At 42.2% G+C, this 14,749-nt stretch carries 11 protein-coding genes; 10 read left to right on the top strand and 1 reads right to left on the bottom strand.

Translation table 11 applies throughout. The annotated features are described in order from the left end of the window. Nucleotides 1–10: 10 nt before the first annotated feature. The 7 genes from gspL to G337_RS27640 all read left to right on the top strand — a co-directional run bounded on the left by gspL (nucleotide 11) and on the right by G337_RS27640 (nucleotide 4,958). Complete coding sequence (gene gspL / locus G337_RS0107905) at nucleotides 11–1,210, top strand: type II secretion system protein GspL (protein WP_028863412.1); 1,200 nt, start codon at nucleotides 11–13, stop codon at nucleotides 1,208–1,210. Continuing rightward, the gene (locus tag G337_RS0107900) at nucleotides 1,210–1,692 is read left to right on the top strand and encodes a type II secretion system protein M (protein ID WP_028863411.1); all 483 of its coding nucleotides are present in this window, start codon (nucleotides 1,210–1,212) and stop codon (nucleotides 1,690–1,692) included. Before gspL ends, G337_RS0107900 begins: the two co-directional genes overlap by 1 nt. A 24-nt stretch (nucleotides 1,693–1,716) precedes the next feature. Continuing rightward, entirely contained in the window at nucleotides 1,717–2,469 is a 753-nt protein-coding gene (locus G337_RS0107895) for a type II secretion system protein N (protein WP_028863410.1), read from the top strand. Between the two features lie 30 nt (nucleotides 2,470–2,499). After that, nucleotides 2,500–2,955: a DUF3465 domain-containing protein gene (locus tag G337_RS0107890; protein ID WP_028863409.1), complete on the top strand. Its 456-nt coding sequence runs from the start codon at nucleotides 2,500–2,502 to the stop codon at nucleotides 2,953–2,955. A 167-nt stretch (nucleotides 2,956–3,122) separates the two neighbouring features. Continuing rightward, nucleotides 3,123–3,752, top strand: coding sequence for a transcriptional repressor LexA (gene lexA, locus G337_RS0107885; RefSeq protein ID WP_028863408.1), 630 nt, complete (start codon nucleotides 3,123–3,125; stop codon nucleotides 3,750–3,752). Between the two features lie 86 nt (nucleotides 3,753–3,838). Then, nucleotides 3,839–4,474 (top strand): SCO family protein, encoded by a 636-nt coding sequence (locus G337_RS0107880; RefSeq protein WP_028863407.1) that lies wholly within the window; start codon nucleotides 3,839–3,841, stop codon nucleotides 4,472–4,474. Between the two features lie 118 nt (nucleotides 4,475–4,592). Continuing rightward, nucleotides 4,593–4,958, top strand: a complete 366-nt coding sequence (locus G337_RS27640; protein WP_169719616.1) for a response regulator — start codon at nucleotides 4,593–4,595, stop codon at nucleotides 4,956–4,958. Nucleotides 4,959–5,082: 124 nt separating this feature from the next. Here G337_RS27640 and G337_RS0107865 read toward each other — a convergent pair whose 3' ends face one another. Next, nucleotides 5,083–5,568 carry a GNAT family N-acetyltransferase gene (locus tag G337_RS0107865; RefSeq protein ID WP_028863406.1) on the bottom strand — a complete coding sequence of 162 codons (486 nt, stop codon included), beginning with the start codon at nucleotides 5,566–5,568 and terminating at the stop codon, nucleotides 5,083–5,085. A 130-nt stretch (nucleotides 5,569–5,698) separates the two neighbouring features. On the opposite strand from G337_RS0107865, the gene metA reads away from it, so the two are divergent. The 3 genes from metA to G337_RS0107850 all read left to right on the top strand — a co-directional run bounded on the left by metA (nucleotide 5,699) and on the right by G337_RS0107850 (nucleotide 14,675). Next, nucleotides 5,699–6,616, top strand: a complete 918-nt coding sequence (gene metA / locus G337_RS0107860) for a homoserine O-acetyltransferase MetA (protein ID WP_028863405.1) — start codon at nucleotides 5,699–5,701, stop codon at nucleotides 6,614–6,616. Between the two features lie 968 nt (nucleotides 6,617–7,584). Further along, nucleotides 7,585–11,265, top strand: a complete 3,681-nt coding sequence (gene metH / locus G337_RS0107855; RefSeq protein WP_028863404.1) for a methionine synthase — start codon at nucleotides 7,585–7,587, stop codon at nucleotides 11,263–11,265. 164 nt (nucleotides 11,266–11,429) lie between these two features. Then, nucleotides 11,430–14,675 carry a DEAD/DEAH box helicase gene (locus tag G337_RS0107850; protein WP_028863403.1) on the top strand — a complete coding sequence of 1,082 codons (3,246 nt, stop codon included), beginning with the start codon at nucleotides 11,430–11,432 and terminating at the stop codon, nucleotides 14,673–14,675. Nucleotides 14,676–14,749: the final 74 nt, after the last annotated feature.

Raw genomic sequence — 14,749 nt, 5'->3', positions numbered from 1 at the left:
GAGAGTGTTGGTGACTGAACGATTAATAATTCGCTTAGCAAGTGAAGCTTCGCAGAAGAACCATTGGCTTATCTGGTCTGATGATGAGAATGAAATTATTGCATCGGGTGAAGTCGATAATGCTGAACAATTAGGGCTACTAACAGATAAAGCGCTGCAGCGTTCTGTTGTCTGTCTGCTGCCGGGGGTTGATGTGTGCATTAAACCCGTTGCAATTAACGGTGTCTTTACCCGGCAGATGCAGCAGGGGTTGCCCTACCTGGTTGAAGAGGAGCTGGCCTCTGATGTAGAAAAACTGCATTTCACCGTTTTAGCAAAAGAGAAGGATCTGATCCATATCGCTGTCTGCGAAAAAGTGAAAATGGTTAACTGGCTGCAGTGGTTAGAGAATGCGCAGATAAAAGCTGAGCAGTTTATTCCGGAAGGGTTAGCGCTGCCGCTTTCGGATAATGACAGCTGGCAGGCCGTGCAGCTTGAGCAACAGTGGTTAATCAGAGAGAGTTCTCTGATTGCCTGGAGTTGTGATGAGCAGATGCTTGAACCGATCCTGCAGAGTAAACTTGCCGATCTGCCGTCACAGGTGATTGAAAGTCACAGTGCGGCTCCTGAAAAACATTCTGGAGAGTGGCTGAGTGCAGATCCCGCCCTGCCGATGGCAATGTTAAGCGACGGGGTTAAAGATAATAAATTTAACCTGCTCAACGGTGAATTTAAAGTGCAGTCAGAGGGTAATAAGAATTTAGATAAATGGCGGATCCCTGCTGCCGTATTCGCTGTTTTAGTGCTGGTCTTTATGCTTAACCTGTATATCAAAAATGAACAGGTACTGAAAAAAACGGAGCTGGCTAAACAGCGTGTCGAACTGGTTTACAGCAAAGCATTCCCGTCAGAAAGCAAATTAAGGTATGCACGTATTAAGAAAAAACTTAATACCATGTTAAAGACTCTAGACAGCGGTGAGGCCGATTCTGGCTTTCTATCCATGCTCAATGAACTGGCACCTGCGTTTGCCGGCAATTCACAGATCCAGCCGCAGAGCATCAAATTTGACAGTAAAAAGCAGGAGATGCAGATTTTAGCAAGCGGTAAGAATTTCCCCGCTTTTGAGCAGTTTTCAGCTTCACTGCCGCAGGGCTATACAGTGCGGCAGGGGGCACTAACAAATAGTAAGAATAGAGTCAGCGGCATGCTGACAATAAGGAAGAAATAATGGTTGAGCAGTTTAAAGCCTGGTGGCAGAGTATTTCTGAAAGAGAGCAGCGGCTTTTTTCAATAACGGGTGCTTTTTTATTGCTGGCAGTTATTTACTGGGGAGCGTGGAAGCCGCTGGTCACACAGCTTGAAAAAAACAAGGCGCAGCTGGTTCGGGCAGAGCAGACATTAGCCTGGGTCGAAGATAAAGCCGCGGTATTACGCAAAGCAGGTGTTGCAGATAAGAAGAAAATCAGCAGCCGCTTGAATTTAACGCAAATTATTACTCGAAGTGCCAAGCAGCAGGGAATAACTTTCTCGCGTATTGTGGATAGAAAAGGAAGAATTGAGGTTTCGGTTAATGATGTTGAGTTTAACCGCTTTGTCAGCTGGTTAACTGTATTAAGTAATCAATACTCGGTTTCGGTTATCAATTCGGATATATCGAAAACAGATAAAAAAGGTTACATTAAAATTCATCGTTTATTACTTGGTTACTAGTCCTTTCAAAGAGATACAATCTTCATGAAACTTAAAATTATTTCAGCTGTTTTCCTGTTCTATATTATTTCCTTACTGATGACGATACCGGCAGCTATGGTGACAGGATTTATCCCTGCGCAGGCGGATCTGAAAGTTACTGATGTAACGGGATCGTTGTGGAACGGTAAAGCCTCGCAGCTTAGTTACAAAAACAGATACCATCTGAAAAAGTTCTCCTGGAAAGTTGACTGGTCTGCACTGTTTACGCTGAAATTAAAACTGGATATTAAGTTTAACAACGGTAATAAAGCAATGTCAGGCAAGGGCTCTGTTCTAGCCGGTTTATCCGGTATATCTGTTGAAAATTTACTGATTGATTCTAGCGCTTCAGAGTTTCTTTCATACATTAAACTGCCGGTACCGATAAAAGCGGCTGGTGATCTTTCACTAGTGGTAAAACAGGGCTCGCAGGGAGCACCATATTGTCAGGAACTTGACGGGCATATCAGCTGGCAGGACGCAGAGATTAACAGTGATATGGGTAAGATTGATTTAGCATCGGTAGGTATAGATTTGAGCTGTGATAAGGGGCAGGTGAGCGCGGACTTAAAACAACAGTCAGAGCAGCTGCAGACAACGGCAAACGCACTGCTTAAAGAACATCAGGCATACCAGCTGACAGGTTTAATTAAAGCAACGGATAAGCTTAATCCGACATTCAGACAGGGACTTTCATGGGTTGGCGGAAAAGACGCCTCTGGTGCGACTATCCTAAAATTCAACGGTAAGCTGTGATTCTGGATTTTATTATCTGAGGGGAAATTAATGCCGAAAACAGTTGTGATTTTATCCCTGGTGGTGCTTTTATCGGCCTGCTTTTCAAGTGAGAATGATGAGTTAAACGCACTTTACAATGATGCCGACGTGCAGATGGATAAACTTCTACAGGAAGTGGAGCATATTGAGTTTCTTTATAAGCAGCAGCGCGGCGGCCAGCAGGTTCACAGTGTCGGAATAATTTTAAAAATACTAAAAAATCAGGACAAACCCTTTGCCGCCCAGCAGATACTGCTTCGTTTACACTCAGGGCGCAAGCTGATTATTCAGCACAATATAGAATCAGGCCAGGCTGTACCGGGTTTAAAGACTGGGGAGTCACTGGAGTTTTACGGAGTCTATAAGTGGCACCCTAAAGGCGGTTTGATTATTGGAACTCATCTTCTTGCGGATAACCCGAAAAGATCAGGCTGGCTAAAATACAACAAACTTACCTATCAGTAAGCGCATACTTTTTAGTCAAAATATAATTTTCCTTCAATTTAAAAAATTACTTATCTCACTGGTATAATGGCGTGTATAGATATACACTGTTTATGTTTACAGTTTGTTTTTTATCTAAGTTAACTTAATGTATTTTAAGTAGTTTGGGTTTTGCATGGAGAAAACTAATGAAAGAGTTAACCAAGCGTCAGAATGAAGTTTTGGATGTGATTAAAGATCAGATTCAAAAAACCGGCATGCCCCCTACACGTGTCGAACTGGCTAAGATCCTAGGCTTCCGCAGTGCGAATGCTGCTGAAGAGCATTTAAAAGCTTTAGCCCGAAAAGGCGCAATTGAAATATTATCCGGTACATCACGGGGAATCCGAGTTTTAACGGAACATAAAAATAATGCAGCAGCCAATGATGAAGGACTGCCGCTGGTTGGTATGGTTGCCGCTGGTGAACCTATTTTAGCGCAGGAGCATGTTGAAGCGCATTATGAGGTTGATCCGTCGCTGTTCCACCCGGGAGCTGATTTTTTACTGCGTGTGCAGGGTGAAAGCATGAAGGATATCGGTATTCTGGACGGCGATTTATTAGCTGTGCATAAAACTCAGGATATCAGTAATGGTCAGGTGGTAGTCGCGCGTGTTGAAGATGATGTTACTGTTAAACGTTTTTATCGTGAAGGCAGTCAGGTAATATTAAAAGCGGAAAATAACTTGTTTGATCCCATTAAAGTAGACTTAGAATATCAGTCATTTGATATCGAGGGCATTGCTGTTGGTGTGATTCGTACGGCAGACTGGATGTAAGCAAAGTTTGTCTGGCAGATTAGGTGTTTAGTTGATATTGAAAAGAATAACCGCGGGGTTATTCGAACTGCAGAGTGGCTGTAAAAATGAAAAAAGGGTTGTTGTTTGTTTTTGTATTCATCTTTGGCACGCTTTTTTTAGGGCGGGTACAAGCTGATAATCTTATCTCCAATAATCCTTCTTTAGTACTCCAAAGTGCAGATAAAGTGCTTCCCGACTTTTCTTTTATTATGTCGGGCGATGCTAAATTCACCAATAAAGATCTGTTGAATAAATGGACTCTGTTTTTTATCGGTTATACTTTCTGCCCTGATATCTGCCCGACTACCCTGGCGGATCTTGACCGAATATATCCCGAGCTCACAAAAGCTCCCTATAAGAATATTCAAGTGGTGTTTGTTTCGGTGGATCCTAATCGTGACAAAGCAAAGCAGCTGGCTGAATATGTCAGCTATTTTAATCCTAATTTTAAAGGCACAACCAGCACCCATCAGCAGCTGTTCCCTTTTGCTCAGGACTTAGGGCTTGTTTACAGCATTGTTGATCAGGGAGATACGGATAAGTATTATTTAGTTGACCATAGCGCTTCAATTGTTCTGATTAATCCGCAGGGGGAGCATTATGCTTCATTTAAAGCGGTAGTTGATAAAAATGGTATTGCACACGTTAATATGGATTTAATGGTTAAAGATATTCATAATATTTATCAAAACTGGCAGTAAAAATTGCCTGCTCGAGCAGTGCACCTGTGCTCAGGAGTTATATTTTTTCAATTCCAGGTATATTGTTTTACTGCTTCGAAGTTAATGTGACAGCAGAATGAAACAGCTGAGAGGGAATATGAAAGTTATATTATTAGCCGCTGCATCAGTATCCTTAAGTTCTTCCATTGAATTTGCGTTATCGCAGAAAAATTATCAAGTAGTAACAGCCTCTGACGGTAAATCAGCTTTAGATTATATTGCTGAAAAAGAGGTGGATTTATTAATAACCACCTTGAATCTGCCGCTGGTTGACGGTTTAAATCTTGCTGAGCAATTACGCAATCACTCGCAGAACCGTTTTACTCCCGTTCTTGTATTAATCGATGAGCCGTTAGGTGAAAAAGAGATTACAGCAAGAGAGATTGCCGTTAACAGTTATTTATCCATCCCTTTTACGATGGATGAGCTGCTTTTTAAAAGTGCCAAACTACTGTGCAGTTAGAATTATTTAAATGATAAAACCTGTTTTGTATTTTGTAGAGGGCTGTGAAAAAGTCTTTTTTATACTGCAGGAGGCTGTTTTCAGCCTCCTATGGGTTTATGCCGGCCTTACTAAAAAAGGGTTGTTAATACTTTAAAGGTTTACTCCAGAACAATGCACTGCCGAACTCCGGATCCAGCTGGTAATCTGAAAATCCCTGCTTGTTATAAGCTTTTTTAGCCGCCAGGTTGCCCTCTAATACTTCCAGTGTGATTTTGCAGCAGTTTCTTGCTTTGGCAATTTTTTCAATCTCAGCAAATAATAGGCCGCTTAAACCCTGGCCTCGAAAATTATTATGCACAACCAGATCATGAACATTTAACAAAGGCCGGCAGGCAAAAGTTGAAAACCCTTCAATTGCAGTTAATAAAGCCGCTGGATTCTGATCTTTAAAGATTAATACCATAAATACATCATTGCGTTTTAATAGTGCTTCGATAAGGTTTTCTTTTGCAAAATCAGAAAGATCTTCACCACCTCCCATGGGATCTAAAGCGTAATGAGACATCAGCTGCAGGTAAGCCTGAGTATGCTCTGGTATGGTTAAATCTGCCTGGATAATCGTAAGCATTTTTACTCCCTGTTAAATTTATCATCAAATATTGTGTCGATATTATCACCAGTTTGAATAAATTTAGAAGTTTTGAATAAATTAATGTTAGACTTCTAGATGTCTAAATGAATTTATGTGGAGTATTGTAATGCCTATTCGTATCCCCGATGATTTACCTGCTGCCGGAATATTAAAATCAGAAAACATTTTTACTATGTCTGAGTCCCGTGCCAGCCATCAGCATATTCGTCCTCTACGGGTATTAATTTTAAATTTAATGCCGAAAAAAATTGAAACTGAAACTCAGTTGATGCGCCTGCTTTCTAATACTCCGCTTCAGGTGGATGTGGAGTTATTGCGTGTAGATGCCAGAGCGTCACGTAATACTCCTCAGGAACACCTGGATAAATTCTATGGTGATTTTGAGCGTGTTAAAGATCAGAAATGGGATGGTTTTATTATTACCGGTGCTCCGCTGGGCAAAATCCCGTTTGAAGATGTTTACTACTGGGATAAGTTTACTGAAATTGTTGAGTGGTCGCGCCATAACGTCACTTCCACACTATTTTTATGCTGGGCTGCGCAGGCCGCCCTTAAGTACTTATACGACTTTGAGAAAACAACCCGCGATTCAAAATTATCAGGTATTTATCTGCATCGTACTTATAATCACCATCATCCCTTAGTACGTGGTTTTGATGATGAATTCTGGGCGCCTTTATCACGTTTTGCTGAGTTTAATTCTGAACAGCTGGCAGAAAAAAGTGATTTAACTATTTTTGCCGATGCGCCTGACGCCGGTGTTTATTTAGCCGCCAGCCAGGATTGCCGTCAGGTCTATATTTCTGGGCATCCTGAGTATGATGCTAATACATTAAATAACGAGTATTTACGGGATCAGGATGAAGGCTTAGATCCGGTTTTACCGGTTAATTATTATCCCGGTGATAATGAGAATGAAATGCCTCGTGCAATTTGGCGAAGTCACGGAAACTTGTTATACAGCAACTGGTTAAACTACTGTGTTTATCAGGTAACGCCCTACGATTTAGCTGAGCTGAAATAATTAAAAAAATAAAAGTGTGATGCACCTTTTAAAACCAATTATAAACAATTCTGCAGGCTGGTAATGTGTTGAATCAGACCTACACTTAATAGTAATTAATGAACTGGAGGGCAAACAAGCTTATACCTAGCGCAGCGAATTTTTACAAATCTGTCAGCAGTTTAAGAAGCCTTAGAAATTGTAATTAGCGGCTTTGTTTTATTAAATAGTGTGTTTGGTTATTGTAAATAATTCGTTGATAATCTTAAAAACCAAGTGGAGGATAGTTTATTACTTCATATCAGTTTTTAGTAAGATCCGGACTCAATTAGGAGCTGCAGTTTGTAACTGTAACTCAGTCGCCCGAAGGGGTTTAGGGAAAGGATCTTTTTATTTCAGGTTTGTTGTTAGTTGAAATAAAACGCTGGTTTCAGATGTATCACTAACATGGAGGGAATAAATATTATTACTTCATATCAGTATCTTAAAGGTAGTAATAAATTTTAGGAGCGTGTTTTTTTAAGCAGCTCACCGCCGAATAAGTCGGCCCATCTATTACTGCTTTTTTTGTAACGTGATAGTCGATCATAAGATAAATGTATTATAGTTTTATTGTGTTAGTTTCGAGTATTTTTGGTTTGCGTTTTTGAAACCTGTTTCATTTATAAACAAAGTTAGTTGTAGTCGTTTATGTTTGTAAGGTTAATGGAGTACAAGAGCTGAAGGATGGTAAAAGCCAGAAAGCAAAAAAACTATTAATTATATTTATCGTGATGACATTGCAAATGTTCTTTTAAGCAAAAGCGAGCTGTTCCTAGCTCGCTTTTTTTATGCCTGATTTATCTGCCGCTTCTTTCTGTTCATTCCGCAACTATCAATTTCTTCATTATTTATAACAAAATATTTCATCCAGCCGTCTATTTTCAAACGTAAATGCATACTGCTTTTATGTTAATATTTATACAACTTAATCAGCAACAGGGAATTTTATGTTAGTCGACGATCGCAGTGCACTTATTAAAGCTCAACTGGAAAAACATATTCTGCTTATTGACGGCGGTATGGGCACCATGATCCAGGCATATAAATTTGAAGAGCAGGATTATCGTGGTGAACGTTTCTCGGACTGGCCATGTGATGTTAAAGGGAATAATGATCTGCTGGTTTTAACTCAGCCGGATATTATTGCTGATATTCACCGCGAGTACCTGGATGCCGGTGCTGATATTCTCGAAACAAATACTTTTAATGCGACTACTATTGCTATGGCTGATTATGAGATGGAACATCTCTCGGCTGAAATCAATCGTGAAGCAGCCCGCATTGCCCGTCAGGCTGCGGATCAGAAAACCGCAGAAACACCGGACCGTCCGCGTTTTGTCGCTGGTGTTTTAGGGCCGACTAATAGAACCTGTTCAATCTCTCCCGATGTAAATGATCCCGCTTTTCGTAATGTCACTTTTGATGAATTAGTAGAAGCTTACTCTGAATCAACCCTGGCCTTAATTGAAGGCGGTTGTGATTTAATTTTAATTGAAACTGTATTCGACACGCTGAATGCTAAAGCCGCTGCATTTGCGGTCAGTGGGGTTTTTGAACAGCTTGGTTACAAATTACCTGTGATGGTTTCCGGTACAATTACCGATGCATCAGGGCGTACGCTTTCCGGGCAGACAACGGAAGCTTTTTACAACTCACTGCGTCATATTGAGCCTGTTTCATTTGGCTTGAACTGTGCGCTTGGACCAGATGAACTTCGTCAGTATGTGCAGGAGATGTCGCGTATTTCAGAAACTTTTGTTTCTGCACATCCCAATGCCGGTTTGCCTAATGCTTTTGGTGAATACGATTTAGAAGCCGGCGAAATGGCTGAACATATCAGAGAGTGGGCTGAAATCGGTTTTTTAAATTTGGTCGGCGGCTGCTGCGGTACGACTCCTGCGCATATTAAAGCGATGGCGGATGCTGTTGCAGGTGTTAAACCTCGAGTTTTGCCGGAGATAGAAGTTGCTTGTCGTTTAAGCGGTTTAGAAGCATTGACCATTAGTAAAGATTCACTGTTCCAGAATGTCGGCGAGCGTACTAACGTTACCGGCTCGGCACGCTTTAAGCGTTTAATTAAAGAAGAGTTATACGATGAAGCTTTAGATGTTGCGCTTCATCAGGTTGAAGCGGGGGCAGATATTATCGATATCAATATGGATGAAGCGATGCTTGATTCATTATATGCGATGAAACGTTTCCTTAATTTATGCGCCTCTGAACCGGATATTTCAAAAGTACCGATTATGGTCGATTCTTCTAAATGGGAAATTTTAGAAGAGGGGCTGAAGTGTGTACAGGGTAAAGGAATTGTTAACTCAATCAGCATGAAAGAGGGTGTTGATAACTTTATCCGTCAGGCTAAATTAATCCGCCGCTATGGTTTTGCGGTGATTGTGATGGCCTTTGATGAGGTCGGTCAGGCTGATACTAGGGAACGTAAATTTGAAATTTGTCAGCGTTCTTACGATATTTTAGTGAACCAGGTTGGTTTTCCACCGGAAGATATTATTTTTGATCCGAATATCTTTGCCGTGGCAACGGGCATTGAAGAGCATAATAACTATGCCGTTGATTTTATTGAAGCTGTTAAAGATATTAAAGATAACCTGCCACATGCGATGATCTCCGGTGGTGTTTCTAACGTTTCTTTCTCTTTCCGTGGTAACAACCCGGTTCGTGAAGCAATCCATGCGGTATTTCTATATCACTGTTTTAAAAACGGTATGGATATGGGCATCGTTAATGCGGCTCAGCTGGCGATTTATGATGATATCCCCGCAGAGCTCAAAGATGCTGTAGAAGCGGTGGTATTGAACAGCAGTCCGGATGCTACCGATGCATTACTGGATATTGCAGAAAAGTATCGGGATGCGGGTTCAGAAAAGGTAGATGACGGTAAAGCACTGGAGTGGCGCACACTGCCGGTTAATGAGCGTATTGCTCATGCGCTGGTAAAAGGTATTACAGAGTTTATTGAAGAAGACACTGAACAGGCCAGACTGAATTCGGATAAACCAATCGAGGTTATTGAAGGGCCGTTAATGGACGGCATGAATATCGTTGGTGATCTGTTTGGTGAAGGGAAAATGTTTCTGCCGCAGGTGGTTAAATCTGCACGGGTAATGAAACAAGCCGTGGCTTATTTAAATCCGTATATCGAAGCTACTAAACAAGCCGGTGCAACTAACGGCAAAATCGTAATGGCAACGGTGAAGGGGGATGTACATGATATTGGTAAGAATATCGTTGGTGTTATTCTGCAGTGTAATAACTATGAAATTATCGACTTAGGTGTAATGGTTCCTACTGATAAAATTATTAAAACGGCTGTTGTAGAAAATGCCGACATGATTGGATTATCTGGTTTGATTACGCCTTCGCTGGATGAAATGGTTTATGTGGCTAAGGAGATGCAGCGCCAGGGACTGAAACTGCCGCTGCTGATCGGCGGAGCAACGACCTCTAAAGCACATACTGCGGTTAAAATTGAGCAGAATTATGACCAGCCGGTCGTTTATGTCTCTAATGCGTCACGTGCGGTAGGGGTTTGTCAGAAATTATTAAATCCTAAATATAAACCTGAGTTTGTTGAAAAATTGAACCTGGATTATCAGCGGGTACGCGAACAGCATGCTAATAAGCGCCCGCGCAGTGCACCTGTGTCTCTGCAGAGAGCCCGCGATAACCACGCTAAAATTGACTGGGCAAATTATCAGCCGCCGGTACCTAAACGGTTAGGTGTTCAGGTGATCAGGAATATGTCGATTAAAACACTGCGCGAATATATCGACTGGACCCCTTTCTTTATGACCTGGGGCCTTGCTGGTAAATACCCGCGTATCCTTAAAGACGAGGTTGTCGGTCAAGAGGCAAGCCGTTTGTTTAACGATGCACTTAAGATGCTTGATGCCGTGGAGACTGGAGGTGAAATATCTGCCAGCGGTATTGTCGGTATTTTTCCGGCAAACAGTGTAAATGACAGTATTGAAATTTACAGGGATGAATCACGCACAGAAATACTGCAGGTAAGCGAAAACTTACGTCAGCAGACTGAGAAAAAAGCACCCTTTGTAAATCATTGTTTATCGGATTATGTGGCGCCTAAATCTTCAGGTGTAGCGGATTACTTAGGTGCTTTCGCGGTAACCGGCGGTATTGGTGAGCGGGAGGTTGCCGATCGTTATAAAGCAGACAACGATGACTATAATGCAATTCTCGTTCAGGCGGTATGTGACCGTTTAGCGGAAGCTTTTGCAGAATATCTGCATCAGCAGACACGTAAAGAATACTGGGGATTTGCGCCGCACGAAGCGCTGGCAAATGATGATCTGATTCGTGAAAAATATCAGGGAATACGCCCGGCGCCTGGTTATCCTGCCTGCCCTGAGCATAGTGAAAAAGAGATCATCTGGAACCTGATGAATGTTGAGCAGGAAATCGGCATGCAGCTGACTTCCAGTTATGCAATGTATCCGGGAGCCGCTGTTTCAGGGTGGATCTTCTCACATCCTGAAAGCCGTTATTTTGCGGTTGCCAAAATTCAGCCTGACCAGGTAGCAGACTATGCACAGCGCAAAGGCTGGGACTTAGAAACAGCACAGCGCTGGTTAGGTCCTAATCTGTAGAATGCAGTCTGTAGTTTATTGTTAATTTAAAGGGAGCCGCGGGCTCCCTTTTTACAGCGCCTAAAAAATATTCACTGATTTCTCTTACTATAGCGGAATAAATCTTTATTTATTGCACCGCTGCCTCTATCATTGGCGATCCGTTTTTATAGTTGGTTGGACAGATGCCCAAAATTACTCAGCAAGATATTTTCACTAGTTTCGGTCGTAATATTATTGACCGCGGAACGCGTTATTTTAAAGAAAGCCGTGTTTTATCGTGTGAATATGACGAGCAGGAAAATAAACTTAGCGGCAGTGTAAAAGGGACATCAGAAGCGCCTTACCAGACTACGGCTTCCATTAAAAAATCCAATAAAGGCGGATTTATTATCCACAGTACCTGCACCTGCCCTGTCGGCTGGAACTGTAAACACGCAGTGGCTTTACTGCTTGCATATCAGGCGGATACTCCCAATTATAATATTGAAAACAGCTATCAGACCTGGTTTGAACTGCTCCAGACACAGTTAGTCAAAAAACAGCCGGTTACTAGCGCGAGTGCTTATCAGGGCTATTTCCGCCTGTCTTTTAATAAAAGTTTATATAACCACTCAATGCAGTACCTGCAGGTTGAATACGGTTCAGTACGTTTTTTAAAAAGTGAAAATGTAAGTGTTTTTGCTGAGAAAGATCTTATTTCAGTGGTTGATAATGAAGCCTGGATGGAAAGTTATAAATGGGTAAAAGCTGAAGATGTCAGTATTCTGCAGCTGTTATTAGCTAAAGAAGGGCGGGTAGCTAAGCTGGCTAAAACTTATATTCACAATGAACATGACTTACTGGCGCTGCAGAAAATACTGGCTAGCGGACGCTGTTTCTGGAACGATTTATCACAACCTCTGCACCATTCTGAAAGCAAAGAACTGCAGTTACAATGGTTAGAGCAGGAAGATAATTTAAAGCAGCTGCAGGTCAGCCTGCAGGACAGTGAAAACTGGCTGCTGGTACCGACTCCTCAGCCTTATTACCTGGACACAGATAAGGGTTTGGTGGGTGAGATAAGTAGTGAGTTTGATCGTGAGTGGATCTTATCTTTATTAAAAACGCCGCCGCTGGCTGAAAAACAGTGTGTGCATTTTACCCAGGAAGTTTCACTGCGTTTTCCTCAGACTGTTCTGCCTAATCCTGTTGAATTTGAGACGCGTGATATCAGTGAACCGCTGCAGGTTGTATTTGAACTTAGTGAAAAAGTCATTAAAGAACAGCCGTTATTCCTTGCGTCTTTAACTTTTCAATATGGTGAGCTGGTACTGAATCCGAGTGTGACTGATGAGCCGGATCGTACGCAGTTTATGTGGAAAGATGAAATTGTTAATATTCAGCGTGAGATTGAAAAAGAACGCCTGGCGCTGCAGGAGTTTGAACAGTTGTGTCTGCTTGACGTGCACATGTACGACTCTAAGCAGCCTAAAACAGCGCAGTTACTGGGTATTTTACCTCCCGAATTAGGAGGCTCGCAGCAGTTCCAGTGGTTATCCCTGTTAACCGCTCACAAAGCCCGTTTAGAGGTTTTAGGCTGGAGGTTTGATATCTCTTCTGATCTGGCATTACAAAGCGATCAGATTGACAGTATTGATATAGAAGTTGAAGAGCAGGGTAACTGGTTTGATTTAGGTGTTTCTATTGAGATTGACGGTAAACGTATAGCGCTGCTGCCTTTGTTATTAGAATGGCTGCGCAGCAACGAAGACTGGCAGCAGCATCAGTTTGATATTCTCCTGGCACAGCCTAACGGACGTCCGTTACGTATTAAACGTGAGTCTATCCAGCCGATTTTATCTATTCTGCAGGAGCTGGGTGAAGTAAATAATGACAATATTCATCTGCCGCAAAGCCAGGCCGCATTATTAGCGCAGTTACCAGAGATAAACCGCTGGGTAGGCGGCGACCATGTAAAAGCATTAGCCGAAAAGCTGACTAATTTTACCGGTATCCAGGCGGTAGAACTGCCTGAAAACCTTAATGCAACATTACGCGACTACCAGTTAACCGGATTAAACTGGCTGGTATTTTTAAATGAGTACGGTTTTTCCGGAGTATTAGCCGATGATATGGGACTGGGTAAAACCATTCAAACCCTGGCGTATCTATTATATAAAAAACAGCGTGGTCAGTTAGCGCACCCGGCACTGGTTATCTGTCCGACGTCACTGGTGGGTAACTGGTTAAATGAAGCCGCTAAGTTCACTCCTACATTAAAAGTGCTGGTACTGCACGGTACAGAGCGTCATCAGTACTTTGCGGATGTGCCCGATTACGATCTAGTGATCACAACTTATCCTCTGGTCGGACGGGACTTTGCACAGCTTGAAGAGATGCAGTTTTCGGATTTAATTCTTGATGAAGCGCAGACTATTAAAAATCCGCTGGCGAAAATGACCAAAAGTATCAAGCAGCTTAATGCAAAACAGCGCTTATGTCTGACCGGTACGCCAATGGAAAACCATCTGGGTGAGTTATGGTCTTTGTTTGATTTCTTAATGCCTGGTTTTTTAGGAACTCACAGTACTTTTAACCGCTTTTATCGTAAAGGTATTGAAGGTGAGGGCAATCAGCAGGTTCAAGACTGGTTAATTCAAAAGACCCGGCCGTTTTTATTACGCCGTACTAAAGATGATGTTGCCAAAGAGCTGCCTGCTAAAACTGAAATTGTGCATAATGTTATTCTGCCTAATGATCAGCGCACATTATATGAAAGCATTCGTGTCACCATGGAAGCGAAAGTACGGGATCTGCTTAAAGAAAAAGGCATGGCAAGAAGCCGTATTGAGTTTTTGGACGCGCTGCTTAAACTTCGCCAGGCCTGCTGTGACCCGCGTTTAGTAAAACTCGAACATGCACAGAGTATTAAAAGTTCAGCTAAGCTGGATTTCTTAATGGAAATTCTGCCGGAGATGATTGAAGAGGGGCGTCGTATTCTGATCTTCTCACAGTTTGCACAGATGTTAGGTCTGATTGAAGAATCGCTGCAGGCTGAGGGGATCGACTTTGTGAAGTTAACCGGGCAGACCCGTAACCGCACAGAGGTTATTGATAAGTTTCAGTCCGGTGATGTACCGGTATTTCTGATCTCGTTAAAAGCAGGTGGTGTCGGTCTGAACTTAACCGCTGCTGATACAGTTATTCATTATGATCCCTGGTGGAATCCGGCGGTTGAAAACCAGGCAACGGATCGAGCTTATCGAATCGGCCAGGAAAAACCGGTATTTGTTTATAAACTAATTTGTGAGCATACCGTTGAAGAGCGTGTTTTAGCCCTGCAGACGCGCAAGCAGAAACTGGCCGACAGTGTCTATGGTAAAGAGCAGGAAGAGAAGTTTGCGCCTGATAACAGTGATGCATTACTTAAACTGTTTGAACGCTATTAGTTTTTTATAAGGATTAGTAAGTTTGCGTCATCAGTAAACAACTAACAGCGCTTTAAGAAAACTGTTTGAACGCT

This window comes from Psychromonas aquimarina ATCC BAA-1526 (assembly GCF_000428725.1).
GTDB lineage: Bacteria > Pseudomonadota > Gammaproteobacteria > Enterobacterales > Psychromonadaceae > Psychromonas > Psychromonas aquimarina.
This window is presented reverse-complemented; position numbering and strand designations above follow the sequence as displayed.